The sequence below is a fragment of the Streptomyces sp. NPDC044061 genome, assembly GCF_056434305.1.
The window spans coordinates 200725-224476 of record NZ_JBWKFL010000011.1 but is presented as its reverse complement, the minus strand read 5'-3'; the positions used below and the strand labels follow the sequence as shown (position 1 = coordinate 224476).

The window sequence follows — 23752 nt, the reverse complement described above, 5'->3', positions numbered from 1 at the left end:
CCACCCTCCAGCGGTGGGGCCGCCGTCCGTCCCGTGGAGCGGCCCGCCCCTTGTGGGAGCGCTCCCAAGGGTATGAGGATGGCTCCATGCCGCCCAAGGACTCACGCCCCAGCATCCGCCCGTACCGCCCGACGGACCGCGACGCGGTCGCCGACGTCTGTGTCCGCACGGCGCACAACGGCGGCGACTCACGCGGCCGCTACCCGGACCCCCGCCTGATGCCGTCGATCTTCGCCGAGCCGTACTGCCACTTCGACCCGGACCTCGCGTTCGTCCTGGACGACGGAACGGGCCGGGCGGTGGGATACGTCGTCGGCACGGCGGACACCGAGCGGTTCGTCGACGACTTCAGGCGGAAGTGGATCCCCCGACTGGCCGACCGGTACCCGGCACCCACCGCGCCGCCGCGCACGCCCACCGAGGAGATGATCGGTCTCCTGCACCACCCGGTACGCATGCTCGTGGCCGAACTCATCGCCTATCCGGCCCACTTGCACATCGACCTGCTGCCGCCCCGGCAAGGGCACGGGCACGGCCGCCAGTTGATGCGCACGCTGCTCGACGCCCTGCACGCACAGCGCGTTCCGGCCGTCCATCTCGGCATGGTCACCGTCAACACGGCTGCCCGCGCGTTCTACGACCGGCTCGGCTTCCACGAGATCCCGGTCGCGGACCCCGGCCCCCTCACCTATCTGGGCCGGGCCACGACCCCGTACTGAGCACCGCCGGGGCGGTGCCGGTCAGCCGACCCGCAGGGTCCGCCTGGCCAGTTCGTACGCGGGCAGCATCGCCTCGTGCTCCTCGGTGTCCATTCCGCCGAGGTGCAGCACGACCGGGCCGTGCGGCGTGGCCACCGCGAGGGCGCGCTCCTTCTTCGTCTCCTCCAGGAGCTTGCTCGTGTAGAGGTACTCGACCTCGACGCCCTGGACACCGCCGCCCGTCCTGACGGAGCGGTACCGCTCCTTGCTGACGTTGTCCTCGGAGGCGACGAACTGCCGCAGGACCGACCGCGCGTCGGCGTTCCCGGTCCGGCCGGTCCACACGCGCAGGAAGCCGATGTGCCCGGCCGGCTTGGCGTCGATCTCGCAGGCGGCGGTGACCGGACCCTGGCGCAGGAAGGAGTCGGCGAGCGCCCCCGACAGGTCGCCGTCCGACCCGTCCGATGCCTTCGACAGCTCCTTCTCGGCGTCGATCCCCTTCGCCTTCCAGTGCTTGGCGATGTCGAAAGTGACGGGCAGCTCGCAGGCCGAACCGGCGGCTCCGACCGTGCCACCGCTCGCCGCCGCCGTGCCCTTGGCCCCCGCCTCCCCGGCCGTGGCCGACGCGCTCCCCGACGGCTTCGCCGCTCCGTCCGTCGACTGGGCGCAACCTCCCAGCACGGCGGCCAGCACCACCGCCTGGACCACGCGCCCCCGTACGATCCCCACCCTGACCTGCACTGTTGTCTCCCCTCCGGTTCAGAGCGGCCACTGTAACCGAGGGTGCCGACATCCCCGTACGCAAAAGGGGACCCGGACCGGGGGCTCAGCCCCGGTCGCGCCGGCAGTGCAGGAACAGGTGCGGTTCGGGTACGGCGTCGGGGTGGGCCGGGGTGAACGTGGCGTGCTCCTCGGACAGGACCGTCAGACCCGCCGCGGTCACCACCGCCGTGAACGCTTCGGCGGTGAAGCTCGTCACCCGCACCGGCTGCCCCATGAAGGCGCCGTCGACGGCCTCCAGGTCGAGCGGGACGGTGGCCAGCACCGCGAGCCCGCCGGGCCGCAGGGCGCGCGCCAGCCCGCCCACGACCGCCGACTGCTCGGCACGGGACATCTGCAACAGCGAGAAGTACACGCACACCGCGTCGAACTCGCCGTCGGACAGCGGCAGTTCGCGGACGTCGGCGAGGCGGAACTCGGCGTCGGGGACCTGGCGGGCGGCGAGGTCGACCATGACCGGTGAGACGTCGACGCCGATGACACGGTGGCCCGCCTCCGCGAGTGTCTGCGCGGTCGGCCGTCCCGTTCCGCTGCCCACGTCCAGCACCCGGCTGCCCGGCTCCAGCCGGTCCAGCAGCCACCGCAGCGAGGCCCGGTGCGCCTCGGACGAGGCGAACGCCTTCTCGTAGTCGAGGCCCAGCGTGTCGAACAGCACCGCGGCCGGTGCCCGGCGATCGTCCTCGGACAAGACGGCTCCTCCCGTGCCCCTGCGGGTGGCGGGCATCGTCGCACCCCCGGCCCGGGGCGCACAACGCCGCGTGCCGGGCGGCGTTTGCGGGCGGTGGCAGCGGCAGGGCAGGGTGGCGGGCTGTGCCTACCTTGCTGATCGTGCATCACACCCCCTCGCCCAACTGCCAGGCGCTGTTCGAGGCCGTCGTCTCCGGCGCGACCACACCGGAGATCGAGGGCGTCCGCGTCGTGCGGCGGGCGGCCCTGTCCGCCACGGCCTCCGACGTCCTGGAGGCCGACGGCTATCTCCTCGGCACCCCGGCGAACCTCGGCTACATGTCGGGCGCCCTCAAGCACTTCTTCGACCAGGTCTACTACCCCTGCCTGGACGAGACACGGGGCCGGCCCTTCGGCTACTACGTCCACGGCGGCAACGACGTCACCGGCGCCGTCCGTGCCGTGGAGGCCGTCACCACCGGCCTCGGCTGGCGCCGTACGACCGAGGCGGTGACCGTCACCGGCGAGCCGGGCAAGGCCGATGTGCAGGCGTGCTGGGAGCTGGGTGCAACCGTCGCGGCCGGGCTCATGGCCGACGCCTGAACGGTCCGCCCCGCCGGGGAGACCGGCGGGCACGGTGCCGGGGAGCGGGACCGTAGGCCGTTCGGGTGTTCGGCGGCGGAGGCGGTCACGGCGCGCCCGCCGCGCGAGGATCCGGCCCGGAAAGGCGGCCGTGGGCGGCGATTGTGCGAGTGCCATATGCCGGACCACCCGGGCGCTCCTGCCGGAGCGGGACCGGCGTACCCGCGCTGCCCGGGCCGACGAAGGTGCGGGCCGGGTGCCCCTGGCCGACGATGGGAGCGAGACCGCGTCCCCCGGGACGCGGTCGCACAGCGTCCTACGTCGTCGAGCCCAGGGAGCGTCGGATGCGAGCGGACGGCCACGCACCCGGACGGCCCGTGCGGGACGAACCCGTGCGGGACGAAGGGGAGACCGAGGAACTGCTGCGCCGGTGCGCACGGGACGTGCTGGACGTCGCCGAGGGCCTCCGCGAGGTGTCCGCGCGCACCGGCACAGCGCTGTTCGCACCGTCCCTGACCGCGTCCGCACACCGCCGGCCGCGCACCGGACTCGCCGCGCGGTGGGCACTGCTGCGGGCCCTGACGAACAGGCAGGGCCTCGGCGGCCCGGCGAGCACGGCACCGCGGGGCGTCGGCCAGCTGCTCGTCGCGGCCGGTGGGCCGCTGGGCCGGGAGAGCCTGGCCGCGCGGGTCGCCGTCACCGCGCTGCGTCTGCGGACGGCCGCCGTGCTGGTCGACCACCCCGAGTTCGCACGCGACCCGGGCATCCGCCGGCTGAGGGGCGCCGTCACCGCCGGCAGCGACGTGGCGGCCGTACGGGCCCTGCGTGCCCTGTTCGGGGACCGGGGAGCCCAGCGCGCCCTGTCCGGGCTCGCGCCCCTGATGCCCGAACTCCTCGCCGTCCGCGACCTGCTGGCCGAGGAGCCCGGGGACGACCGGAGCGGCCGGTCGCCGGCCGCGGTCCCCGCTCTCTCCGCCGACCCCGTCGATCACCCCGGCGCCTCCCGGCTCGCCGGCCGCGACCGGTACGAGGGCGCCGCCGAGGCCGCCGACCTCACCGACCAGGAGAAGCAGATCGTCGCCACCGAGGGCTCCTTCCTCGGCTTCCTGCGCAACATCGAGCTGCTGTCCACCGACGGGCGGGTCCTGGTGCAGAACGTGCGCGGCCCGGACGGTGTCGTCCGGTACGTCGTGCAGGCCCCCGGCACCGCACCCGGCCGCCCCCGCAACGACTCCGCGCGGGACTTCGCCGACGCCTGGCGCACCCTCTTCCGGGCCGACTCGCCCCACACCCGCTCGATCCGCCAGGCACTGAAGGAGCACGGCATCCCGCGCGGCGCCGACCTCGCCCTGATCGGGCACGGCGAGGGCGGGATCGCGCTGCTGAACCTCGCCCGGGACGAGGAGTTCTGCCGCGCCCACCGGGTCACGCACGTGATCACCGTCGGCTCCCCGGCCGGCGACAGGAAGCCCGCCGACCCGCGCACCCGGATCGTCCGCGTCACCAACCAGCACGACATGGCGACGGTCCTCGACGGCCGGGGAACGGCACCCGCCGCCCACGACCCGCACCCGAACGGGTACGAGGTCGACTGCACCGGGCCCACCCGCGAGTTCCCGCTGTGCCACTCGATCCGCGAGTACACCGAGCACCTGCGGACCGTCGTCCCCGAGGCCCGCGAGGACATCGAGGAGGCCCTCCTGCCCTACCGCGGCCCCGTCGTGCGCACCCAGGCCTACCGGCTCAGGGACCGCGCCCATCCGCCCGAGGGCCACCCCTTCCTCACCCTGCCCACCACCTCCGTCCCCACCACGACCGGACCCGTCGACGTCCCGGTGCGCTACCACGACTCCTCCGCCGCCCACCTGTGCTTCCCCGTCGACGCCGGGGCGGCGCGCGGCCTGCTGCCCGACGGCACCTGGATGCTCCCGAGCCGGCTGGGCCGGCGGGCGCTGGCGATGCTGTCCCTGTACGAGCACCGCTGCTCCACGATCGGCCCCTACACCGAGATCGCCCTGTCGGTGCTGGTGGGCGACCTGTGGCGGCCTCGCCCCTACGACCTCGCCGCCGACCTGCTGCGCCGCGCCGACCTGCGCCGCACCGGCCGCCATGTGCTCTCCCTCGCGGTGAGCAGCGAGGAGGCCCGCGTCGCCGCCCAGGAGATCTGGGGCCAGCCGGCGGTTCGCACCGCCGCCGACATCGAACTGATGGGCCGTCGTCTCCGGGTCGGCGCACCGGAACTCGGGCTCGCCGTGGAGGGCCGCCTCGGCCCGGGCGTCCGCTGCCCCGAGGCGGACTGGGTCCTCTACGGCCGGCGCGGCGAGAGCACCGTACGCACCCTGGTGCGGGCCCACGGCCGGCCGCGGCTGCACAGCGGAACAGGGGTGCGGCTGCGCCTGGACACGGCCGCCGCCGAACCCATGGCAGGGCAACTGCGCCGGCTCCGCGTCGACACGGTACGGCCGCTGTTCGTGCTGTCCTGCCCGCAGTTCCTGGTCCACCGCAGCGCGGGCGCGGTCCTGTCGCGCTGAACCGCACGCACACCCGCAGGGAGCCGCCATGGTCACCGAGACCACCCGCACGACGCCTCCGGTCGACGAACTCCTGGACCAGGCGGTCAGGTTGCGTGCCGACGCCGAGCTGCTGGACGGCTACGCCCGGCGGCTGCTGGCCACCGCGTCGGCCCTGACCGGTTGCGCACAGGCACCCGCGGGGATCCGCCCCAGGCTGGAACGGCAGGCGACCGCGTGCGGCACGGCGGCGACGCAACTGCGCACCGCGGCCGAGGCGTTGCTCGCACACGCCCGCGCCGCGGGGTGAGGTGCCGGCCGCCCTCGGGCCCGTGGCGGCGCAGGTTCGGCGCACGGACGCGGGCCGAGGCGCGGCTTCCCGCGGAGACCCGGCGTGCGCACGTCGGGGCGGGGGGAGTGGAAGGCGCGGGAGCGGGGCAGGACGCACTTCCGGACGGACCCGTCCCCACAGCCGACGGCCGCCCCTTCGGGGACGCCGTTCGCGCATCCGGGTGGAAGCGGACACCGTCCTGGGCCGAACGAGTTGTCGCAGCCCGAAACCGCCGCTTCCGGCCCGGATAATCACCGCTCATGCAGCTCGTGAAAGCACGCGTCCGGGGGCGGCGCGCCCCGGTGGCCGTCACCGGACTGGGACTGGTCACACCGGCCGGTGTCGGCCGGGACGCGGCGTGGACGGGCCTGTGCGCCGGGCAGTCCACCGCGGCCGCCGACCCGGGCCTGCACGGGCTGCCCGTGGCCTTCTCCTGCCAGGTGCCCGCGCTCGACGCGGCGGGGCTGCTCGGGCACCGGCTCAGCCGTCGCCTGGACCGCTTCACCACCTTCGCGCTGATCGCCGCCCGGGAGGCCGTGGCCGACGCCCGGCTCGTGCCCGGTGGCTGGGACGGGGCCCGCGTCGGCGTGGTGATGGGCGTCGGCACCGGCTCCATGCAGGGCTGGCAGGCCGAGTTCGACCGGCTCGCCGCCGACGCGCCGGACCGGGTCTCACCCCTGGCGCTGCCGCGCAGCGTGCCCAACATGGCCGCCGCCGAGATCGCCCTGGACCTCGGCGCGCAGGGCCCCAACATGGTCGTCAGCACCGCCTGCGCCTCCGGCACCAGCGCGCTCGGGCTGGCCCGGGACCTGCTGCTGTCCGGCGCCTGCGATCTCGTGCTCGCCGGGGGCAGCGAGTCGGCCCGGCTGCGGATGACCGCCGCCTGCTTCGCCCAGATGCGCGCCCTCTCCCGGCGTGCCGACGCCCCCCACGCGGCCTCCCGACCGTTCGACCGCGACCGCGACGGCTTCGTCCTCGGCGAGGGCGCCGCCGTTCTCGTCCTGGAACGCGTGCAGGACGCCCGGGCCCGCGGCGCCCGGCCCGCCGCCCTGCTCTCCGGCTTCGGCGCCTCCTGCGACGCCCATCACTTCACCGCCCCGCACCCGGCCGGCGACGGCGCCGCCCGCGCCCTCCGCGGCGCCCTCGCCGACGCCGATCTGGCACCCGAGGACATCGACCACGTCAACGCGCACGGCACCTCCACCCCGCAGGGCGACGCAGCCGAACACAACGCGATGCACCAGGTCTTCCGCCGGCCCCCGCCCGTCACGGCCGTCAAGGGCACCATCGGGCACGCCATCGGCGGCGCCGGCGCCATCGAGGCGGCCTGCACCGTGCTCACCCTCCGCCACCAGCTGATCCCACCCACCGCCAACCTGGACACCGTCGACCCGGCCATGGATCTGGACGTCGTCGCCAAGGTGCCCCGCCCGCACCGGATACGAGCCGCAGTCAGCAGCTCGTTCGGGTTCGGCGGCCAGAACGCCGTACTCGCCTTCACCGCCGTCGACCAGGACCCGCCCCGGGCAGCGCCCCCAGTCGAAAGGTCTCCCTCTTGACGGAGTTCTCCGAACCAACCCCGCTGGCCGGCAGACCACGGTCCTGGCCCGACGCCGAGCAGCTCATGGTCGGCGTGTTCGTCGCCGTACCGTTCCTGGCGCTCGTCGCCGCCGTGCCCCTCGCCTGGCGGCACGGCCTGAGCCCCACGGACCTCGCGCTCGCCGTCGCCTTCTACCTGGTCAGCGGGCTCGGTATCACCGTCGGCTTCCACCGGCACTTCACGCACGGCTCCTTCAAGGCCAGACGCCCGCTCAGGATCGCCCTCGCGCTGTCCGGCAGCCTCGCCGTGCAGGGCCCGCTGCTCACCTGGGTGGCCGACCACCGCAAGCACCACCGCTACTCCGACCGCGACGGGGACCCGCACTCGCCGTGGCGGTACGGCCGCTCCGCCCGCGCCCTGGCCAAGGGCATGCTCTACGCCCACCTCGGCTGGCTCTTCGAGACCGAGCACGCCTCGCCCCGCCGGTACGCACCCGACCTGGTGCGCGACCGCACGCTGATGCTGATCTCCAGGCGCTTCGGCGTCCTGGTCCTCGCCTCCCTCGCCCTGCCGGCGCTGCTCGGCGGTGCGCTCACCCGGTCCTGGCAGGGGGCGCTCACCGCGTTCTTCTGGGCCGGCCTGGTGCGGATCTGCCTCGTCCACCATGTCACCTGGTCCATCAACTCGATCTGCCACGCGACCGGTTCCCGGCCCTTCCGCAGCCGGGACCGCTCCGGAAACGTGTGGTGGCTGGCCCCGCTGTCGCTCGGCGAGTCCTGGCACAATCTCCACCACGCCGACCCCACCAGCGCCCGGCACGGTGTGCTGACCGGCCAGCTCGACGCCAGCGCCCGGCTGATCCGCTGGTTCGAGCGCCTGGGCTGGGTCTACGACGTGCGCTGGCCCGACCGGTGCCGGATCACCGCGCGCCGCGGGGAGACACCCGAGGACGAACGAAACGAGCACAGGGGGGCACAGGGATGACCGTCCGGCAGCACGTGCGCGTCGGTGGCCGCGTACAGGGCGTGTTCTATCGCGACACCTGCCGTCGGCACGCCCAGGAACGGGGAGTCGCGGGGTGGGTGCGCAATCTCCGCGACGGGGACGTGGAGGCCGTGTTCGAAGGAGCCCCCGACGATGTCGACCACATGGTGCGCTGGGCGGCCGACGGCCCGCCGGCGGCGCGGGTGACCCACTGCGAGAGCGTCGCCGAGGAGCCCGAGGGCCTGCCCGGCTTCCGCGTACTGCCCGACGCGGCGCCGGGCGACGAACCCGGCGTCGAGTAGTCCGGCGGGGCTTGGCGGTCCTTCGTCAGGGACGCGTCCGCCCGACCTCGTGGAGCGTGCACACGGCCGCCGCGCCACGACAGCCGTGGGCACGCCGCTCAGCGGCGGCCTGATGCTCCGTCAACCTCCGTGCGGGTGAGGCACGTCGGTGGGGTCACCCGGACCGGGCTTCGGGCGGGTCCGGGTCCAGGACGGGTCGGCGGGCAGGCCGGGGAGGGGGGCGGTCGGCTGGTGCATGGGCTGTGGTTCCTTCGGACGAGTGGGGGATGGTCCGGGGGAGGGACGCGGTCGGTGTGGGGCCGACCTGGTCCGGGGTGCGGGGTGCCGTCGGCCGGGGGCCGACGGGGTCGGGGGTGTGGGGTGCCGTCGGCAGGTCCGCCCAGACCATGCGCGCGGGTCGGTCGGGGGCGACCGACACGCCCCAGTCATTGCTCAGCGCCTCGACCAGGAAGAGCCCGCGTCCGTTCTGCTCGTCCGGTCCCGGACGACGGGGGAGGGGGTGGGCGGAGCCCCGGTTCTGGTCCTCGACCTCCAGGCGCAGGCGGTCCGCCGCGCTGTGCGCCCGGCACACGATCCGTTCGCCGTCCGTGTGCACCAGCGCGTTGGTGACCAGCTCCGAGAGTACGAGGACCGCGTCGTCCCGGGTGCCCTCCGCGACACCCCAGACGGTCAGCAGATCGCGCAGCACCCGGCGGGCCGTGCCGACCGCCGGGGGCAGGGCGGGCAGCTCGAAGGCGGCCGCGGGTCCGGGAAGCGCGGCCCCGGAGGCGAGCGGGTCGGGGCCTTCGGGCCCAGGGAGTCGACCCGGGTGCTCGCCGCCGGGTGGTCTCGGGATGCGGTCCGCCGCCGCGAGGTGCGCGGGCTCCCGGGCGTCCGGGGCGTGGGCCGGAAGACCGGCCGGGGGCAGCCGCAGCGGCGACGGGGCCACCGCCGGCCGGCCCGGTACCCGGTCCTCGGGCAGTCTGCGCAGGGGGCGGGGGAAGGAGGGCGGAGCCATCGCCGTACGCCTTTCGTCCGGCCTCTCGTCGTGGGGGGTTGCCGGTGTCGGAGGGCCGGCCGCTCGGGGGACGGACGACACACCGCCTCCCACGAGGCCGCAGTGGCAGTCCGGTCTCCCCCGACTGGGCTGCGCCGCCCGCTCCTTGGGTCGGCCGGAGCAGCGAGTCCACTGTGACACCGGCCAACAACCGCTTGCAACAGGCAAGTTGAAAATTGCAAGTGGCCGAGTGCATGCTGCTTCCGTCAAGAAGTGATCGAAGGGTTTGCTGAGAAGAGCGCGTGAGACGGTGGCCCTGAAACCTGCGCGAGGGGGTGGGGTGTGTGACCGCGGAGACCGACTGGGGCGGGGCCCCCTCCGTCCTGCGCATGATCCTCGGCAGGCAGCTGGAGGAGCTGCGGACCCGAGCGGGCCTCAGCTACGAGCAGGCCGGCGCGGCCATCGGCGTCAGCCACTCCACCGTCCGCCGCATGGAGGCCGCCAAGGTCGCCCGGCTGCGCCTCGCGGACGCCGAGAAGCTCCTCCGGGTCTACGGTGTGACCGACCAGCAGGAGATCGACACCTTCCTGCAGTCGGTGCGCGAGGCCAACAAGCGCGGCTGGTGGCACACCTATCGCGACGTCATGCCCGACTGGTTCGCCGCCTACCTCAGTCTGGAGCAGGCGGCGCTGCAGATCCGCGCGTACGAGAGCCAGTTCGTGCACGGCCTGCTGCAGACCGACGAGTATGCGCGCGCCCTGCTGAGCGCGGGCAATCCGCACGCCCCGGCCGAGGCGACCGAACGCCGGGTCGCGCTGCGCATGCGCCGCCAGGAACTGCTGGCCCGGCAGGGCCCGCCGCGGGTGTGGGTCGTCATGGACGAGACCGTGCTGCGCCGGCCGGTCGGCGGGGCGGGCGTGATGCGCGCCCAGCTCGACCATCTCATCGAGCTCAACCGGCTGCCTCATGTGACCCTGCAGCTCATGCCGTTCGCCAACGGCCCGCATCCGGCGATGCGGGCCGGCGCGTTCCACCTCTTCCGGTTCCGGGCCCCTGAACTGCCCGACATCGTCTACCTCAACGGCCTGGTCGGCGCCGTCTACCTGGACAAGGACCACGACGTCGTGGTCTACCGCGAGGCCCTGGACCGGGTGGGCGCCCAGGCGGCGCCCGCCAGGAAGACCGAGACCCTGCTCGGCACGATCCGCAAGGAGCTGTGAGCGTGCACCCTCCGATACGCAACGGCATGCCGGCCCGGCAACTGGGCGCCCGCGCCTGGAGCAAGCCGTGGAGCGACGACGCCGGCGGCGCCTGCGTGGAAGTGAAGAAGCTCGCCGACGGGCGCGTGGCCGTGCGCCAGTCCACCGACCCCGACGGGCCGGCGCTGGTGTTCACGTCGCACGAGACGGCGAGCTTCCTGACGGGTGTGAAGGAGGGCGACGCGGACTTCCTGCTGTGAACCGCCCTGCCTTCGCCGAGTGTTACCCCACCCCCCCGACCCGATGGGAGACACGGCGTTGCCCGACAACGGATGGCCGGCCGACCGCATCGACACCCAGAACGCCCACTCCGCCCGCATCTACGACTACATCCTCGGCGGTAAGGACTACTACCCCGCCGACAAGGAGGCGGGCGTCGCCATGTCACGGGAGTGGCCCGCCCTCCCGGTCCACATGCGCGCCAACCGCGACTTCATGAACCGCGCCGTACGCCGGCTCGCCGAGGAGGCGGGCATGCGCCAGTTCCTGGACATCGGCACCGGTATCCCGACCTCGCCCAACCTGCACGAGATCGCGCAGGCGGTGGCTCCCGAGTCCCGGGTCGTCTACGTCGACAACGACCCGATCGTCCTCACCCTCTCCCAGGGCCTGCTGGCCAGCTCGCCCGAGGGCCGGACCTCGTACATCGAGGCCGACTTCCGCGACCCGGCGGCCATCCTCGACGCCCCCGAGCTGCGCGAGACCCTTGACCTGGACGAGCCGGTCGCGCTCACCGTCATCGCGATCGTCCACTTCATGCTGGACGAGGACGACGCGGTCGGTGTCGTACGCCGGCTGCTGGAGCCGCTGCCCTCCGGCAGTCATCTGGCGATGTCCATCGGCACCGCCGAGTTCGCGCCCGTGGAGGTGGGCCGGGTCGCCCGCGAGTACGCGGCCCGCAACATGCCGATGCGGCTGCGCACCATCGACGAGGCCCACGAGTTCTTCGAGGGCCTGGAACTGGCCGAACCCGGCATCGTCCAGGTGCACAAGTGGCATCCCGACGGCACCGGCGAGAAGGACATACGCGACGAGGACATCGCGATGTACGGCGCGGTCGCCCGCAAGCCGTGACAGGCCCGGCGCCGGGGTCCGACCCACCTCCCGGACCCCGGCCCCGCACTGCCGTACGAGGGGACGGACGGCACCCCGGCCGTCAGCGGCGTCCCACGCGAGGACAGCGAAGCCGGCACCCGGACGGCCCTCGGCCACCTGGCCCGGCTGGTGCACGAGCGGAACCCGCCGACCGCCTGATCCGACGTGGCCGAAAAGGCCGGGAAAAGGACCGGAATTCGGCACAACCTTTACTGTCGTGCCGGCTGCCGGGAATCGCGGGGAAAGAAGGTGGAGGGAAGCGGAACCGGGCGCAGGGAATTGCGGTCTTAAGGTCCGTCGACGGCCGGGATGAGCCCGGTCACGAAGAAACCGGGGGAATGAGAAACATGACCGTCCGCAAGCGCAAGACCCTCCTGACCGCCGTCGCCCTCACCGCCGGCCTCACCCTGGCCGCCGTCACGCCCGCCCTCGCCGGCTCGAAGCACACGACCCGGGCCGCCGCCGTGTCCTCCGCCCAGGGCGACCCGCGTAACGTCACCCAGCACGTGGCCGACTTCTACGGCGCCTACATCGACTCCGTCTGGGCCAACGAGGACGCGTCGGCCGCCGCCAACGCCAAGGCGCTGCGCGCCTTCTACCTGTCCGGCGCCGCCCAGAAGAAGGTCGCCGCCTACGAGAAGAAGAACCACGCCGACGGCATCCTGTTCGCGCAGAACGTGCCGGTGAAGTGGAAGGTCGTCTACACCGGCTCCGGTGCGGGCCACGCCACCAGCAGGGTCACGCTCACCTGGAGCGACGGCGCCGCAGCCGAGGTCACCCGGATCGACGTCCAGTCCGACCTGAAGACCCTGAAGATCACCGACCTGAAGCCGGTGCGCTGACGGCGGGACGGGGCACGCGGTCCCGCCCCGCCCCACCCGGGGCGGGGCCGCGCGGTGGTCAGGGCCCGTGATGCGGCTGGTACGGGCGCGGGAGCGGCATCCCGCGCTCGGCCATGATCTGCCGCACGCGGTCGGGGTAGTCGGTGATGATCCCGTCGACGCCGAAGTCCATCAGCGCCCGGAGAGTCGCCGGGTCGTCACAGGTCCACGGGACCACCTTCAGGCCGCGGGCGTGGGCCTCGGCGACCATCGCCGCGTCCGAGTAGAAGCGGAAGCCGGGGTCGCCCACCTTCCCGGACTGCGGGAAGCCGTAGTTGGGGGAGAGGGTCGTGACGCCCGGGACGGTGGCGGCCGCCCTGACGAAGTCGCCGCCGTAGTCGTCGGCGTCGATCCCGCCGAGCCACGGGGACGCGCCCGGCTGACCGACCTGCAGGAAGTCGTAGTTCGTCAGCGCCACCAGCGGCCACTTCGGCGCCAGCCGGTGCATCGCCTTCAGCGCGCCCCAGTCGAAGGACTGGATGGTGACCTGCCGCTCGATGCCCGAGCGGTGGATCTCCTCGTACACCCGGCGCACGAACAGCTCGCGCGGCGCGGTCTGTTCGGGTGCGCCCGCCTCGACCTTGGTCTCGATGTTCAGCTTGACCCGGTGCGCGTGGTAGCTCTTCACCAGGTTCAGGACGTCCTTCAGCTCGACCATCCGGAAGCCCTTGACGACCTCCTGCTCCGGGAACCCCGGCAACTGCTGGTAGCCGCAGTCCAGTGTCTTGATCTGAGCGAGCGTCAGGTCCTTGATGTACTTGCCGACATACGGGTACATCGGGTCGCCGGGGGTGACCGGCGCGGTGTCGCGGCACTTGACGCCGCTGATCTGCCGGTCGTGGTTGACGACGACCTTCAGGTCCCTGGTGACGTGGGTGTCCAGTTCCAGCGTGGACACCCCGAGCCGCATCGCCTTGCCGAAGCCCTCCAGCGACTCCTCGGTCGTCATGCCGAGGCCGCCGCGGTGGGCCTGGAGATCGAAACGGGTCTCCGGCGGGCCGCCTCCGGCCGCCTGCGCGGTGGCCGGGAACACCAGCGCCGGCACCAGGACGAGGCCTGCGAGCAGGTGTCGTACGGACATCGGACCTCCCTGTTCTCGGGGCGTCCGAGATTCTCGCAACGGCAGGCCCGAGCGGGCCACCCGCGGGACTGAACATTGGCGCAAAGGGAGTTGAACACGCGCGGCCGGACGTCCCGTCGGCCTACCGGGACGGCCGGCTGTTCCGGGGCCTCACCCCGTAGGGGTTCCGGAGCCGTACCGGCGGTTCTCGGCGCCGGCCCCCAGGCCGTGGTGGTGGCGGCGGGCGTCGACGGCCGTGCGGTGCAGCGCGATGAGCGCGGCGTCGTCGTCCAGCCGGCCGCCCACGTGGGCGAGCAGGTCGCGCCGCACATGGTGCATCAGCGCCTCCGGACTGTCGTCCGTCCAGCGCGCCACCCGCTCCACCAGCGGATAGAACCGACCGCGCGCGTCCCGGGCCTCGACGACACCGTCGGTGTAGAGGAGCAGCGTGTCGCCCGGCTCGAGGGAGAACGCGTCCAGCGTGTGTTCCAGAGCCCCGTGCAGCCCGTGCACCCCGAGAGGCGGCGACGGGTGCAGGCTCGGGACCGTGACCGCGTGCCCCGGGCTCAGCAGCAGCGGTGGCGGATGGCCGCAACTGGTCATCCGGGTGACCGGATCCCGGTCCGGGATCTCCACCAGCAGAGCGGTGGCGAAGCGCTCGCCCGCCTCCTCCGGCGTCTCCAGCTCGGCCGTGTAGCGGCTGATGCTCTGGTCGAGGGACGTGGCCAGGTCGGCCAGGGCGACGTGCCGGTGCGCGCTCTCACGGAACGCGCCGAGCAGCAGGGCCGCCTCCCCGATGGCCGGCAGGCCCTTGCCGCGTACGTCGCCGATCAGCACCCGCACCGCCCCCTCGCACCGGGTCGCCGCGTACAGGTCGCCGCCGATCTGCGCCTCGTCCTCGGCGGCCAGATACAGGGAGGCGATCCGCAGCGGACCGATGTACTCGGGCAGCGGCCACATCAGCACGTGCTGCGCGGCCTCGGCGACCGTGCGGACCTGCGCCAGCTGGGCCTGGCGCCGCTCCCGTACCGCGCTGTACACCACGACCAGCACCGAGAGCACGGCGAGCGTGACGAGCTGCACGATGTGGTTCGTCGTGGCCAGGCCACCGTGGTAGACACCGATCAGCGCCTGTGCGGCCACCGCCAGCGTGCCCACCAGACCCGTGGTCAGGGGGCCGGCGAACGACGGCGTGAGTGCGGGAGCGATGACCAGCGCCGGGCCCAGATGGATGTTCTCCGGGGAGCGGATGTCCACCACCGTGATCACCACGATGAGCAGCACGGGGAACAGCAGCAGGGCATGGGACGACTGCCACGTCTGCCGCGGACCGGCACCCCTCAGCCGAAGCCTCATGCCTACAAGAGTGCTCCCGGACGCGCCGCGCGGCATACGCAGAGCACGGCACACGCGCCGCACGGCATACGCAGAGCACGGCACACGCGGAGCGCAGCACACGCGGAGCACGGCACGCCGGAGATCCCGACGAGTGACCGGGCGGCCCGTCGGGTACCCGGAAGGGCCCCGGGGCCGTCCCGGTCGGCCGGGGGCGCAGGGCCGCGAATGGAGACGCCATGACGCACAACGGGGAGGAGTCCACCCCCGTCCGGCGGCCGGAGGTCACCGAACTTCGCCTCGCCGCGGACGCGCCGGTGCGCCCGGCACCGCTGCCGGACGCCAGAAACCTGCCACAGGACCGCAGCCAGGCGATCCTCGAGGCCGCCAAGCAGATCGGTGCCCTTCTGAAGCGGAAGGGCCACCCCTTCGCGCTGGCGGGCAGTGTGGCCGTCTACGCCCACGGCGGCAGCCGCCACCTCCAGCACGACGCCGACTTCGCGGTGCTGCCGGAGGACGCCGACGCGGTCGCCGCCACGCTGCGCGAGGCGGGCCTCGCCGTGCGCACCCCGCCGGAGGACTGGCTGCTGAAGACGACCTGCCGCGGGCAGGACATCGACATCATCTTCCAGCTGGCGCACCAGCCCGTCACCAAGGACATGCTGGCCCGGGCACAGTGCCTCCCGGTCGACTCGGTCCTGATGCCCGTTCTGTCCCCGACCGACCTGATCCACAGCCTGATCAGCGCCTTCTCCGAGCACTACTGCGACTTCGGCGCGGTCCTCCCGGTGGCCCGCGCCGTACGGGAGAAGGTCGACTGGGACGAGGTCAGGGCGGTCTGCGGGGACGCGCCCATGCCCGCGGCCTTCCTCTTCCTGCTCGAACGGCTGAACGTGATCGAACCCCGGGAGGGGCAACCATGACCGACCACGACGTACGGCCGCCGGGCCCGCCCGCGGCCGAGAACCTGGACTACCGCGTCGCCCACTTCGCCGAACGCCTGGCCTCCGGCCATCTCGGCGAGCTGGGGGTACGACTGGTCACGCACGGCGACTCCGTCCTGCTGACGGGCACCGTGCCGTCCACTCAGTGCCGGGACGACATCCTCGGCATGGCCCGCGAAGAACTGGCGGGGCACCCGGTGCACTGCGACATCCTCGTCGCGGGGACCTCCTCGCCCGACCACGGGGAGGACCTCACATGATCCGCGTAGCGGCCGTGGGAGACATCCACATGGCCCCGGAGAGCCAGGGCACGCTCCGGCCCGCCTTCGAGTCGCTGCCCGGCTGCGCCGACGTCCTGCTGCTCGCCGGTGACCTCACCCGGCACGGCACCCCGGAGGAGGCGCAGGTGGTCGCCCGGGAGATCAAGGACCTGCCGGTCCCGGTGGTCGCCGTGCTCGGCAATCACGACCACCACGACGAGCGGCCCGAGGAGGTCACCGCGATCCTCCGCGACGCCGGCGCGCACGTCCTCGAGGGGCAGGCCGTCGTCATCGACTCCGAGGACGGCGCGCGGATCGGGGTGGCCGGGACCAAGGGCTTCGGCGGCGGCTTCGTCGGGCGCTGCGCGGGCGAGTTCGGGGAGCCGCTGATGAAGGAGTTCGTCCGCTACAGCCGCCGGTGCGCCGACGGCCTCCTCGGCGCCCTGAAGGACCTGGACCACCGGGGCTGCGACGTGCGGATCGCCCTGACCCACTTCTCGCCGGTGCCGGACACCCTGGCCGGCGAGCCGCCGGAGATCTACCCGTTCCTCGGCAGCTACCTGCTCGCGGAGGCCATCGACACCGCCGGCGCCGACCTCGCCGTGCACGGGCACGCCCACGCCGGCACCGAGCACGGCATGACCAGCGGCGGGGTCCGGGTGCGCAACGTGGCCCAGCCGGTGATCGGGCAGGCCTTCCACGTGTACCACCTGCCCGTGGCCGAGCGGGCGCCGCAGCCGTTCGCCTGAACCGGATCGGCCCCGCCCCGGTCCGCCGCCCGCGCTCGGGCGGCCGTGCCCAGGGCCTCCGGGCCGGTCATGTCGCGTCCTTCGCGATCGGGGTCACCCGCGCCGGGACCGTGCGGCGCCGGCCGAGCAGGCCCGCGCCGGCGATCAGCAGCCGACCGGCGACCAGGGCGCCCCGGGTACCGGCCCACTCCATGATCAGGCCCGGCGCCGGCGGGACGCCGAGACCCCACGCCGTGCCGACGCTGCCACCCGCCGAGCACCCGGCCCCGCAGGTCCAGTACGAGGGTCAGCGCCCGGCACGCCGAGAGCACGCACCGGGCGCCGCGGGGCCGCGCTCCGGGCGACGACGGGAGTCCGACGACAGGACTTAGCGGTTCACCGTCCGCATCCCCGCCTCGTCGTAGCGCTCGCCCGCCGCCTCGGGCAGTTCGGCGTCGATGCGGGCGAGGTCCTCCTTGGTCAGCTCGACGTCGACCGCGGCCGCGTTCTGCTCCAGGTAGCTGCGGCGCTTGGTGCCCGGGATCGGGACCAGGTCCTCGCCCTGGGCCAGCACCCAGGCGATCGCCAGCTGGGCCGGGGTCACGTCCTTCTCCGTGGCGATCTCCTTCACCTTGGCCGCCAGCCGGAGGTTCGCCTCGAGGTTGGCGTCGGTGAAGCGGGGGCTGTTGCGGCGGAAGTCGTTCTCGTCCAGCTCCTCGGGAGAGGAGAAGCGGCCGGCCAGGAAGCCGCGGCCGAGCGGCGAGTACGGCACGAAACCGATGCCCAGCTCCCGGCAGGCGGGCAGCACCTCGGCCTCCACGTCCCGCGTCCACAGCGAGTACTCGCTCTGCACCGCGGTGACCGGGTGGACGGCGTGGGCGCGCCGGATGGTCTGCGCGCTCGCCTCGCTCAGCCCGATGTGGCGCACCTTGCCCTCGCCGACCAGCTCCGCCAGGGCGCCCACCGTCTCCTCGATGGGCACGGCGGGGTCGACCCGGTGCTGGTAGTACAGGTCGATGTGGTCGGTGCCCAGGCGCTCCAGCGAGCCGACGACCGAGCTGCGGACATGCTCGGCCGAGCCGTCCTGACGCCCCACCGTGCTCATGTCGCCCGGCACCGCGTCGTCCATCCGGTAGTTGAACTTCGTGGCGATCACGTACTCGTCCCGGTGCTCCCTGATCGCCTCGCCGACCAGGGACTCGTTGGTCAGCGGGCCGTACATCTGTGCGGTGTCGAGGAAGGTGACGCCCAGCTCCAGGGCGCGCCGGATCGTCGCGATGCCCTCGTCCTGGTCGGCCGTGCCGTAGAAGGCGGACATGCCCATGCAGCCGAGGCCGATGGCCGATACCCGCAGATCCCGCAGACTGCGCTCTCGCATGTGGTGTCCCAGCCTTTCCTGCAGACTCGATGGTCGTTCCGTACTGCACGACGGCCCTTGTCCATCTAGCGACGGATTCCGTCGCCCGGCATCCCGTGGGGGACGCCGGGCGTCATGGCCTGCGCGCGCCGGCTGTCTGCGACGCTATGACCTGGAGCGCACTCGAAGTCAACTCGGGCGTTCGGCCGGAGCCCCCGGTCGGGGACGTCGACCGAGTCGCGCAGGTTGCCTTCCGTGCGCCAGTTTCTTGTCACGGCGACGCGGGCCCTGTGGATCTTGACCACACGTCCGCGGCTCGCTGAACTGTGAACGCCGGGCCCGGGGCAGGTTCGCGCGGCGAGTTCGCCGGAGTGACCGCGCCGGCCCGATCGGCTGAGCCGGAGTCGCGGCGGTGAGGTGAAGGGGGCGATGCGCGTGACGGGGGAGCGAGGGACCATGGGCTGCCGTGTCTCATGAGCGCCCGCGACGGTAGGGACGTGCTGCGCGCGGTACTCGCCCGCGCCGTCCGGTGCACCGGACGCACGTTACGAGCTGAGTGGCACGCCGTCGTCGTGGACCCGGTGCGACGGCTCGCGCGGCGCGGGCTGTCGGGGCTGGTGCTGGCGTTCGTCGCCGCGTTCGGCGTCGTCTTCTTCCACGACATCGCGCAGCACCCGACCGGAGCGCTGTGGGTGCGGCGGCTCGGCGGCGTCACGGCCGACCTGCCGCTCTGGCTGTCCCTGCTGCGCACCCCGGTGTCGCTGTACGTCCCGGCGCTCGATCTGCCGGTGTGGGCGGGCATCACCCAGCTGTTCCTGGCCTTCGCCCTCGCCGAACTGACCCTCGGCCGGACCCGCACCCTCACCCTCGCCTACGGCACCACCCTGGCCGGCACGCTCACCGCGCGCCTGATGATCGCGCTGGGCCCCGGCTGGTGGGGACTGGGACTGCCACCCGAGTGCGGCAAGGTGCTCGACACCGGACCATCGGCGGCCGTGGTGGGCCTGTTCACCTATCTGGCGGTCGTCCGGCGCGCACCCGTGGTGTTCACGCTGACCGGCGGCTCGATGGTGTGGGAGTCGATCGCGGTCCCCAACCTGGCCGGCCGCGAGCACCTGATCGCGGTCGGCGCCGCGCTCGTCCTCGGGCTCCTGCACGGCCGCCGGGACCGGATGCGGGCCGTCCTGCGGTTCCCGCGGCCGGCGCGGCGGCCCGGACCGGCGCCGACGGAGACCGGCTGCATTCCGGCCCCTGTGCTCCACCCTGCCCCGGACCTCCCGGAAGTCGTCCCGGGCTCACGTCAATGTGACGCTTTTCGCACTTCGACTCGTGCGGGCACCCCCTAATGTTGCCGCGACGTACGGCAGGGCATGGCTGACACCATGGTGTTCGTCGACGCCAGGCAGCTGAAGGGAATCCAGAATGTTCCGCAAGGTGCTGGTCGCCAACCGTGGAGAGATCGCGATTCGCGCGTTCCGGGCGGGCTACGAACTCGGTGCGCGCACGGTCGCCGTGTTCCCGCACGAGGACCGCAACTCACTGCACCGGCTGAAGGCCGACGAGGCGTACGAGATCGGGGAACCGGGGCACCCCGTGCGCGCCTATCTCTCCGTGCAGGAGATCGTGGGCGCCGCACGCCGTGCGGGCGCCGACGCCGTCTACCCCGGCTACGGGTTCCTGTCCGAGAACCCCGAACTCGCCCGCGCCTGCGAGGAGGCGGGCATCACCTTCGTCGGACCGAGCGCGCAGACGCTGGAGTTGACCGGCAACAAGGCCCGCGCGGTGGCCGCGGCCCGGGCCGCGGGCGTGCCCGTGCTCGGTTCCTCCGCGCCCTCCACCGACGTCGACGAACTGGTCCGTGCCGCCGAGGAGATCGGCTTCCCCGTCTTCGTCAAGGCGGTCGCGGGCGGCGGCGGGCGCGGTATGCGCCGCGTGGAGGATCCCGCCCAGCTGCGGGAGTCCATCGAGGCCGCCTCGCGCGAGGCCGCGTCGGCCTTCGGCGACCCCACCGTCTTCCTGGAGAAGGCCGTCGTGGAGCCGCGCCACATCGAGGTGCAGATCCTCGCCGACGGCGAGGGCAACGTCATTCACCTCTTCGAGCGTGACTGCTCGCTCCAGCGGCGCCACCAGAAGGTGATCGAGCTGGCGCCCGCGCCCAACCTCGACCCGGAACTGCGGGACCGCATCTGCGGCGACGCAGTGCGCTTCGCCCGCGAGATCGGCTACCGCAACGCGGGCACCGTGGAGTTCCTGCTCGACCGCGACGGCAACCACGTCTTCATCGAGATGAACCCGCGCATCCAGGTCGAGCACACGGTCACCGAGGAGGTCACCGACGTCGACCTGGTCCAGGCCCAGATGCGCATCGCCTCCGGCGAGACCCTCGCCGACCTCGGGCTGTCCCAGGACACGGTCACCCTGCGGGGCGCCGCCCTCCAGTGCCGTATCACCACCGAGGACCCGGCCAACGGCTTCCGCCCCGACACCGGCCGGATCAGCGCCTACCGCTCGCCGGGCGGCTCCGGCATCCGCCTCGACGGCGGCACCACTCACGCCGGCACGGAGATCAGCGCGCACTTCGACTCCATGCTGGTCAAGCTCACCTGCCGGGGCCGGGACTTCAAGGCCGCCATCGGGCGCGCCCGGCGTGCCGTGGCCGAGTTCCGCATCCGCGGTGTGGCCACCAACATCCCCTTCCTGCAGGCCGTCCTGGACGACCCCGACTTCCAGGCGGGCCGGGTCACCACCTCCTTCATCGAGCAGCGCCCGCACCTGCTCACCGCCCGGCACTCCGCCGACCGCGGCACCAAGCTGCTCACCTACCTCGCCGACGTCACCGTCAACAAGCCGCACGGCGAGCGGCCCGACCTGCTCGACCCGGTGACCAAGCTGCCGCCGCTGCCGGCGGGCGAGCCCCCGGCCGGTTCCCGGCAGCGGCTGGTCGACCTCGGTCCCGAGGGCTTCGCCCGCCACCTGCGCGAGTCGCCGACCATCGGGGTCACCGACACCACCTTCCGCGACGCCCACCAGTCGCTGCTGGCCACCCGGGTCCGCACCAAGGACCTCCTCGCCGTGGCCCCGGTCGTGGCCCGCACCCTGCCGCAGCTGCTGTCCCTGGAGTGCTGGGGCGGCGCCACGTACGACGTGGCCCTCCGCTTCCTCGCCGAGGACCCCTGGGAGCGGCTGGCCGCGCTGCGCGAGGCCGTACCGAACCTCTGTCTGCAGATGCTGCTGCGCGGCCGCAACACCGTCGGCTACACCCCGTACCCGACGGAGGTCACCGACGCCTTCGTCCAGGAGGCCGCCGCCACCGGCATCGACATCTTCCGCATCTTCGACGCCCTCAACGACGTCGGCCAGATGCGGCCCGCGATCGACGCCGTGCGCGAGACCGGCACCGCGGTCGCCGAGGTCGCCCTCTGCTACACCGCCGATCTCAACGACCCCGGCGAGCGGCTCTACACCCTCGACTACTACCTGCGGCTCGCCGAGCAGATCGTCGAGGCCGGCGCCCACGTCCTCGCGGTGAAGGACATGGCCGGACTGCTGCGCGCCCCGGCCGCCGCCAAGCTCGTCTCCGCGCTGCGCCGCGAGTTCGACCTGCCCGTGCACCTGCACACGCACGACACGGCCGGCGGCCAGCTCGCCACGTACCTCGCCGCGATCCAGGCAGGCGCCGACGCGGTGGACGGGGCGGTGGCCTCGATGGCCGGTACGACCTCGCAGCCCTCGCTGTCGGCCCTCGTCGCCGCCACCGACCACTCCGACCGCCCCACCGGGCTCGACCTGCAGGCCGTCGGCGACCTTGAGCCGTACTGGGAGGGCGTCCGGAAGATCTACGCCCCCTTCGAGGCGGGCCTCGCCTCCCCGACCGGCCGCGTCTACCACCACGAGATCCCCGGCGGCCAACTGTCCAACCTGCGCACCCAGGCCGTCGCCCTCGGCCTCGGCGACCGCTTCGAGGACATCGAGGCCATGTACGCCGCCGCCGACCGCATCCTCGGCCATCTGGTGAAGGTCACCCCGTCCTCCAAGGTGGTCGGCGACCTCGCCCTGCACCTGGTCGGCGCCGGGGTCTCCCCGGCCGACTTCGAGGCGACCCCCGACCGGTTCGACATCCCCGACTCGGTCATCGGGTTCCTGCGCGGCGAACTGGGCACCCCGCCGGGCGGCTGGCCCGAGCCCTTCCGCACCAAGGCCCTCCAGGGCCGCGGTGAGCCCAAGCCCGTTCCCGAGCTGTCCGCCGAGGACCGCGACGGGCTCGCCAAGGAGCGCAGGGTCACCCTGAACCGGCTGCTGTTCCCGGGCCCCACCCGCGAGTTCGACACGCACCGCCAGAGTTTCGGCGACACCAGCGTGCTGGACAGCAAGGCCTTCTTCTACGGTCTGCGTCCCGCCAAGGAGTACGCCGTCGACCTGGATCCCGGCGTCCGGCTGCTGATCGAGCTGCAGGCGGTCGGCGAGGCCGACGAGCGCGGCATGCGCACCGTGATGTCCTCGCTCAACGGCCAGCTGCGGCCGATCCAGGTCCGTGACCGGGCGGCGGCCTCCGACGTGCCGGTGACGGAGAAGGCGGACCGCGGCAACCCCGGCCATGTGGCGGCGCCGTTCGCCGGCGTGGTGACGCTCGCGGTCGCCGAGGGCGACGAGGTCGCGGCAGGCGCGACCGTGGCCACCATCGAGGCGATGAAGATGGAGGCCACGATCACCGCGCCGAAGGCGGGCCGGGTGTCCCGGCTGGCCATCAACCGCATCCAGCAGGTGGAGGGCGGCGACCTGCTGGTCGAGATCGCCTGAGACGGGCGTCCGCCACGGCCGGGGAGGCCGGCCGCGGCGGACGGTGCCTGCTCGGAGTCGGCCGGGGAGGTACGGCAGCCGGGCGGGCAGGAGGTTCGGGTCCGGGCGGGTGACGAACGGGCCGCTCGGTACGTGGGCGGTCCGGCCGCGGACGGTGCCTGCTCGGAGTCGGCCGGGGAGGTACGGCAGCCGGGCGGGTAGGAAGTTCGGGTCCGGGCGGGTGACGAACGGGCCGTTCGGCACGTGGGCCGTCCGGCCGCGGACGGCGACCGGGCTCGGGTCGGACAGCCCGTCCGCAGGCCCGAGGACGACCGTGCGGCTGCCGGCGCGGCGCACCGGGACGAGCTCGCCGCTGCTGTTCAGCGCGGGGAGCACGCTGCCTCCCTGCCCGGGGAAGGCGAAGTCGGCGATGGCGCCGAGCCCGGTGGCCCGGGTCCGCACCGGCATGTGACCTCTCGTGCGGCGCGCGGGGCGCCGGCGTGGGGCCACACGACGATGACGGTGTGCCCGCCACCGGCTCGGGGAGCCAGGGCGGCGGGGTCGCCCGCGCGGCCCACGACAGGGAGCCGGGGGGGGGGGGGGGGGGGGGGGGGGGGGGGGGGGGGGGGGGGGGGGGGGGGGGGGGTGGGGGGGGGGGGGGGGGGGGGGGGGAGGGGGGGGGGAGGGT

General features: G+C 73.6%; 23 protein-coding genes. 16 read left to right on the top strand and 7 right to left on the bottom strand.

Annotated features, from left to right (window positions below; all coding sequences use genetic code 11):
• The first annotated feature begins 86 nt into the window (after positions 1–86).
• On the top strand, positions 87–719 hold the full coding sequence (locus tag AC07CM_RS19895; RefSeq protein WP_478877711.1) for a GNAT family N-acetyltransferase: 633 nt from the start codon (positions 87–89) through the stop codon (positions 717–719).
• A 21-nt stretch (positions 720–740) separates the two neighbouring features.
• On the opposite strand, the gene AC07CM_RS19890 is transcribed toward AC07CM_RS19895, so the two are convergent.
• Both AC07CM_RS19890 and AC07CM_RS19885 read right to left on the bottom strand, forming a co-directional pair.
• Positions 741–1439 (bottom strand): lipoprotein, encoded by a 699-nt coding sequence (locus AC07CM_RS19890; RefSeq protein WP_478877710.1) that lies wholly within the window; start codon positions 1437–1439, stop codon positions 741–743.
• Between the two features lie 85 nt (positions 1440–1524).
• On the bottom strand, positions 1525–2202 hold the full coding sequence (locus AC07CM_RS19885; protein WP_478877709.1) for a class I SAM-dependent methyltransferase: 678 nt from the start codon (positions 2200–2202) through the stop codon (positions 1525–1527).
• An 86-nt stretch (positions 2203–2288) separates the two neighbouring features.
• Between AC07CM_RS19885 and AC07CM_RS19880 the strand changes: the two genes are divergently transcribed.
• From AC07CM_RS19880 to AC07CM_RS19855, 6 genes are all read left to right on the top strand, one after another.
• A complete protein-coding gene (locus AC07CM_RS19880; RefSeq protein WP_478877708.1) occupies positions 2289–2747 on the top strand; it encodes a flavodoxin family protein in 459 nt (152 codons plus the stop codon).
• Between the two features lie 323 nt (positions 2748–3070).
• Complete coding sequence (locus AC07CM_RS19875) at positions 3071–5257, top strand: hypothetical protein (RefSeq protein WP_478877707.1); 2187 nt, start codon at positions 3071–3073, stop codon at positions 5255–5257.
• 28 nt (positions 5258–5285) lie between these two features.
• Positions 5286–5546, top strand: coding sequence for a hypothetical protein (locus AC07CM_RS19870; protein ID WP_478877706.1), 261 nt, complete (start codon positions 5286–5288; stop codon positions 5544–5546).
• 281 nt (positions 5547–5827) lie between these two features.
• On the top strand, positions 5828–7126 hold the full coding sequence (locus AC07CM_RS19865) for a beta-ketoacyl-[acyl-carrier-protein] synthase family protein (protein ID WP_478877705.1): 1299 nt from the start codon (positions 5828–5830) through the stop codon (positions 7124–7126).
• Positions 7123–8091: an acyl-CoA desaturase gene (locus AC07CM_RS19860; RefSeq protein ID WP_478877704.1), complete on the top strand. Its 969-nt coding sequence runs from the start codon at positions 7123–7125 to the stop codon at positions 8089–8091. Before AC07CM_RS19865 ends, AC07CM_RS19860 begins: the two co-directional genes overlap by 4 nt.
• A complete protein-coding gene (locus tag AC07CM_RS19855) occupies positions 8088–8393 on the top strand; it encodes an acylphosphatase (RefSeq protein ID WP_478877703.1) in 306 nt (101 codons plus the stop codon). The genes AC07CM_RS19860 and AC07CM_RS19855 overlap by 4 nt, the downstream gene beginning before the upstream one ends.
• A 154-nt stretch (positions 8394–8547) precedes the next feature.
• Here the strand turns inward: AC07CM_RS19855 and AC07CM_RS19850 are convergent, their stop codons facing one another.
• The gene (locus AC07CM_RS19850) at positions 8548–9390 is read right to left on the bottom strand and encodes an ATP-binding protein (protein WP_478877702.1); all 843 of its coding nucleotides are present in this window, start codon (positions 9388–9390) and stop codon (positions 8548–8550) included.
• Between the two features lie 323 nt (positions 9391–9713).
• Here AC07CM_RS19850 and AC07CM_RS19845 point away from each other — a divergent pair, with 323 nt between their 5' ends.
• From AC07CM_RS19845 to AC07CM_RS19830, 4 genes are all read left to right on the top strand, one after another.
• Positions 9714–10589, top strand: a complete 876-nt coding sequence (locus tag AC07CM_RS19845; RefSeq protein WP_478877701.1) for a helix-turn-helix domain-containing protein — start codon at positions 9714–9716, stop codon at positions 10587–10589.
• Between the two features lie 26 nt (positions 10590–10615).
• Positions 10616–10828 carry a DUF397 domain-containing protein gene (locus AC07CM_RS19840; RefSeq protein ID WP_478877795.1) on the top strand — a complete coding sequence of 71 codons (213 nt, stop codon included), beginning with the start codon at positions 10616–10618 and terminating at the stop codon, positions 10826–10828.
• A 58-nt stretch (positions 10829–10886) separates the two neighbouring features.
• Positions 10887–11702: an SAM-dependent methyltransferase gene (locus tag AC07CM_RS19835; protein ID WP_478877700.1), complete on the top strand. Its 816-nt coding sequence runs from the start codon at positions 10887–10889 to the stop codon at positions 11700–11702.
• Between the two features lie 368 nt (positions 11703–12070).
• A complete protein-coding gene (locus AC07CM_RS19830) occupies positions 12071–12565 on the top strand; it encodes a hypothetical protein (RefSeq protein ID WP_478877699.1) in 495 nt (164 codons plus the stop codon).
• 58 nt (positions 12566–12623) lie between these two features.
• Here AC07CM_RS19830 and AC07CM_RS19825 read toward each other — a convergent pair whose 3' ends face one another.
• Together AC07CM_RS19825 and AC07CM_RS19820 are read right to left on the bottom strand one after the other, a co-directional pair.
• Entirely contained in the window at positions 12624–13685 is a 1062-nt protein-coding gene (locus AC07CM_RS19825) for a glycerophosphodiester phosphodiesterase family protein (RefSeq protein WP_478877698.1), read from the bottom strand.
• A gap of 150 nt (positions 13686–13835) precedes the next feature.
• Positions 13836–15020, bottom strand: a complete 1185-nt coding sequence (locus tag AC07CM_RS19820; RefSeq protein WP_478877697.1) for a PP2C family protein-serine/threonine phosphatase — start codon at positions 15018–15020, stop codon at positions 13836–13838.
• Positions 15021–15238: 218 nt separating this feature from the next.
• Between AC07CM_RS19820 and AC07CM_RS19815 the strand changes: the two genes are divergently transcribed.
• Genes AC07CM_RS19815 through AC07CM_RS19805 form a run of 3 tightly spaced genes read left to right on the top strand, consistent with a single transcriptional unit; the run spans position 15239 to position 16952 of the window.
• Entirely contained in the window at positions 15239–15922 is a 684-nt protein-coding gene (locus tag AC07CM_RS19815; protein ID WP_478877696.1) for a nucleotidyltransferase family protein, read from the top strand.
• A complete protein-coding gene (locus AC07CM_RS19810; RefSeq protein ID WP_478877695.1) occupies positions 15919–16203 on the top strand; it encodes a BON domain-containing protein in 285 nt (94 codons plus the stop codon). The genes AC07CM_RS19815 and AC07CM_RS19810 overlap by 4 nt, the downstream gene beginning before the upstream one ends.
• Positions 16200–16952 carry a metallophosphoesterase family protein gene (locus AC07CM_RS19805; RefSeq protein WP_478877694.1) on the top strand — a complete coding sequence of 251 codons (753 nt, stop codon included), beginning with the start codon at positions 16200–16202 and terminating at the stop codon, positions 16950–16952. The genes AC07CM_RS19810 and AC07CM_RS19805 overlap by 4 nt, the downstream gene beginning before the upstream one ends.
• Before the next feature lie 67 nt (positions 16953–17019).
• On the opposite strand, the gene AC07CM_RS19800 is transcribed toward AC07CM_RS19805, so the two are convergent.
• Positions 17020–17145, bottom strand: a complete 126-nt coding sequence (locus tag AC07CM_RS19800) for a hypothetical protein (protein ID WP_478877693.1) — start codon at positions 17143–17145, stop codon at positions 17020–17022.
• 174 nt (positions 17146–17319) lie between these two features.
• Positions 17320–18309, bottom strand: a complete 990-nt coding sequence (locus AC07CM_RS19795; RefSeq protein ID WP_478877692.1) for an aldo/keto reductase — start codon at positions 18307–18309, stop codon at positions 17320–17322.
• A 452-nt stretch (positions 18310–18761) separates the two neighbouring features.
• Between AC07CM_RS19795 and AC07CM_RS19790 the strand changes: the two genes are divergently transcribed.
• Both AC07CM_RS19790 and AC07CM_RS19785 read left to right on the top strand, forming a co-directional pair.
• On the top strand, positions 18762–19634 hold the full coding sequence (locus tag AC07CM_RS19790; RefSeq protein ID WP_478877691.1) for a hypothetical protein: 873 nt from the start codon (positions 18762–18764) through the stop codon (positions 19632–19634).
• 76 nt (positions 19635–19710) lie between these two features.
• Entirely contained in the window at positions 19711–23085 is a 3375-nt protein-coding gene (locus AC07CM_RS19785; RefSeq protein WP_478877690.1) for a pyruvate carboxylase, read from the top strand.
• The last annotated feature ends 667 nt before the right edge of the window (positions 23086–23752 follow it).

Bases quoted from the DNA above. Each gene is read 5' to 3' on its own strand.
- AC07CM_RS19895 (WP_478877711.1), top strand. From the start codon at position 87: ATGCCGCCCAAGGACTCACGCCCCAGCATCCGCCCGTACCGCCCGACG.
- AC07CM_RS19885 (WP_478877709.1), bottom strand. From the start codon at position 2,202: ATGCCCGCCACCCGCAGGGGCACGGGAGGAGCCGTCTTGTCCGAGGAC.
- AC07CM_RS19875 (WP_478877707.1), top strand. From the start codon at position 3,071: ATGCGAGCGGACGGCCACGCACCCGGACGGCCCGTGCGGGACGAACCC.
- AC07CM_RS19870 (WP_478877706.1), top strand. From the start codon at position 5,286: ATGGTCACCGAGACCACCCGCACGACGCCTCCGGTCGACGAACTCCTG.
- AC07CM_RS19865 (WP_478877705.1), top strand. From the start codon at position 5,828: ATGCAGCTCGTGAAAGCACGCGTCCGGGGGCGGCGCGCCCCGGTGGCC.
- AC07CM_RS19855 (WP_478877703.1), top strand. From the start codon at position 8,088: ATGACCGTCCGGCAGCACGTGCGCGTCGGTGGCCGCGTACAGGGCGTG.
- AC07CM_RS19850 (WP_478877702.1), bottom strand. From the start codon at position 9,390: ATGGCTCCGCCCTCCTTCCCCCGCCCCCTGCGCAGACTGCCCGAGGAC.
- AC07CM_RS19840 (WP_478877795.1), top strand. From the start codon at position 10,616: ATGCCGGCCCGGCAACTGGGCGCCCGCGCCTGGAGCAAGCCGTGGAGC.
- AC07CM_RS19830 (WP_478877699.1), top strand. From the start codon at position 12,071: ATGACCGTCCGCAAGCGCAAGACCCTCCTGACCGCCGTCGCCCTCACC.
- AC07CM_RS19825 (WP_478877698.1), bottom strand. From the start codon at position 13,685: ATGTCCGTACGACACCTGCTCGCAGGCCTCGTCCTGGTGCCGGCGCTG.
- AC07CM_RS19820 (WP_478877697.1), bottom strand. From the start codon at position 15,020: ATGAGGCTTCGGCTGAGGGGTGCCGGTCCGCGGCAGACGTGGCAGTCG.
- AC07CM_RS19815 (WP_478877696.1), top strand. From the start codon at position 15,239: ATGACGCACAACGGGGAGGAGTCCACCCCCGTCCGGCGGCCGGAGGTC.
- AC07CM_RS19810 (WP_478877695.1), top strand. From the start codon at position 15,919: ATGACCGACCACGACGTACGGCCGCCGGGCCCGCCCGCGGCCGAGAAC.
- AC07CM_RS19805 (WP_478877694.1), top strand. From the start codon at position 16,200: ATGATCCGCGTAGCGGCCGTGGGAGACATCCACATGGCCCCGGAGAGC.
- AC07CM_RS19800 (WP_478877693.1), bottom strand. From the start codon at position 17,145: ATGGAGTGGGCCGGTACCCGGGGCGCCCTGGTCGCCGGTCGGCTGCTG.
- AC07CM_RS19795 (WP_478877692.1), bottom strand. From the start codon at position 18,309: ATGCGAGAGCGCAGTCTGCGGGATCTGCGGGTATCGGCCATCGGCCTC.
- AC07CM_RS19790 (WP_478877691.1), top strand. From the start codon at position 18,762: ATGAGCGCCCGCGACGGTAGGGACGTGCTGCGCGCGGTACTCGCCCGC.
- AC07CM_RS19785 (WP_478877690.1), top strand. From the start codon at position 19,711: ATGTTCCGCAAGGTGCTGGTCGCCAACCGTGGAGAGATCGCGATTCGC.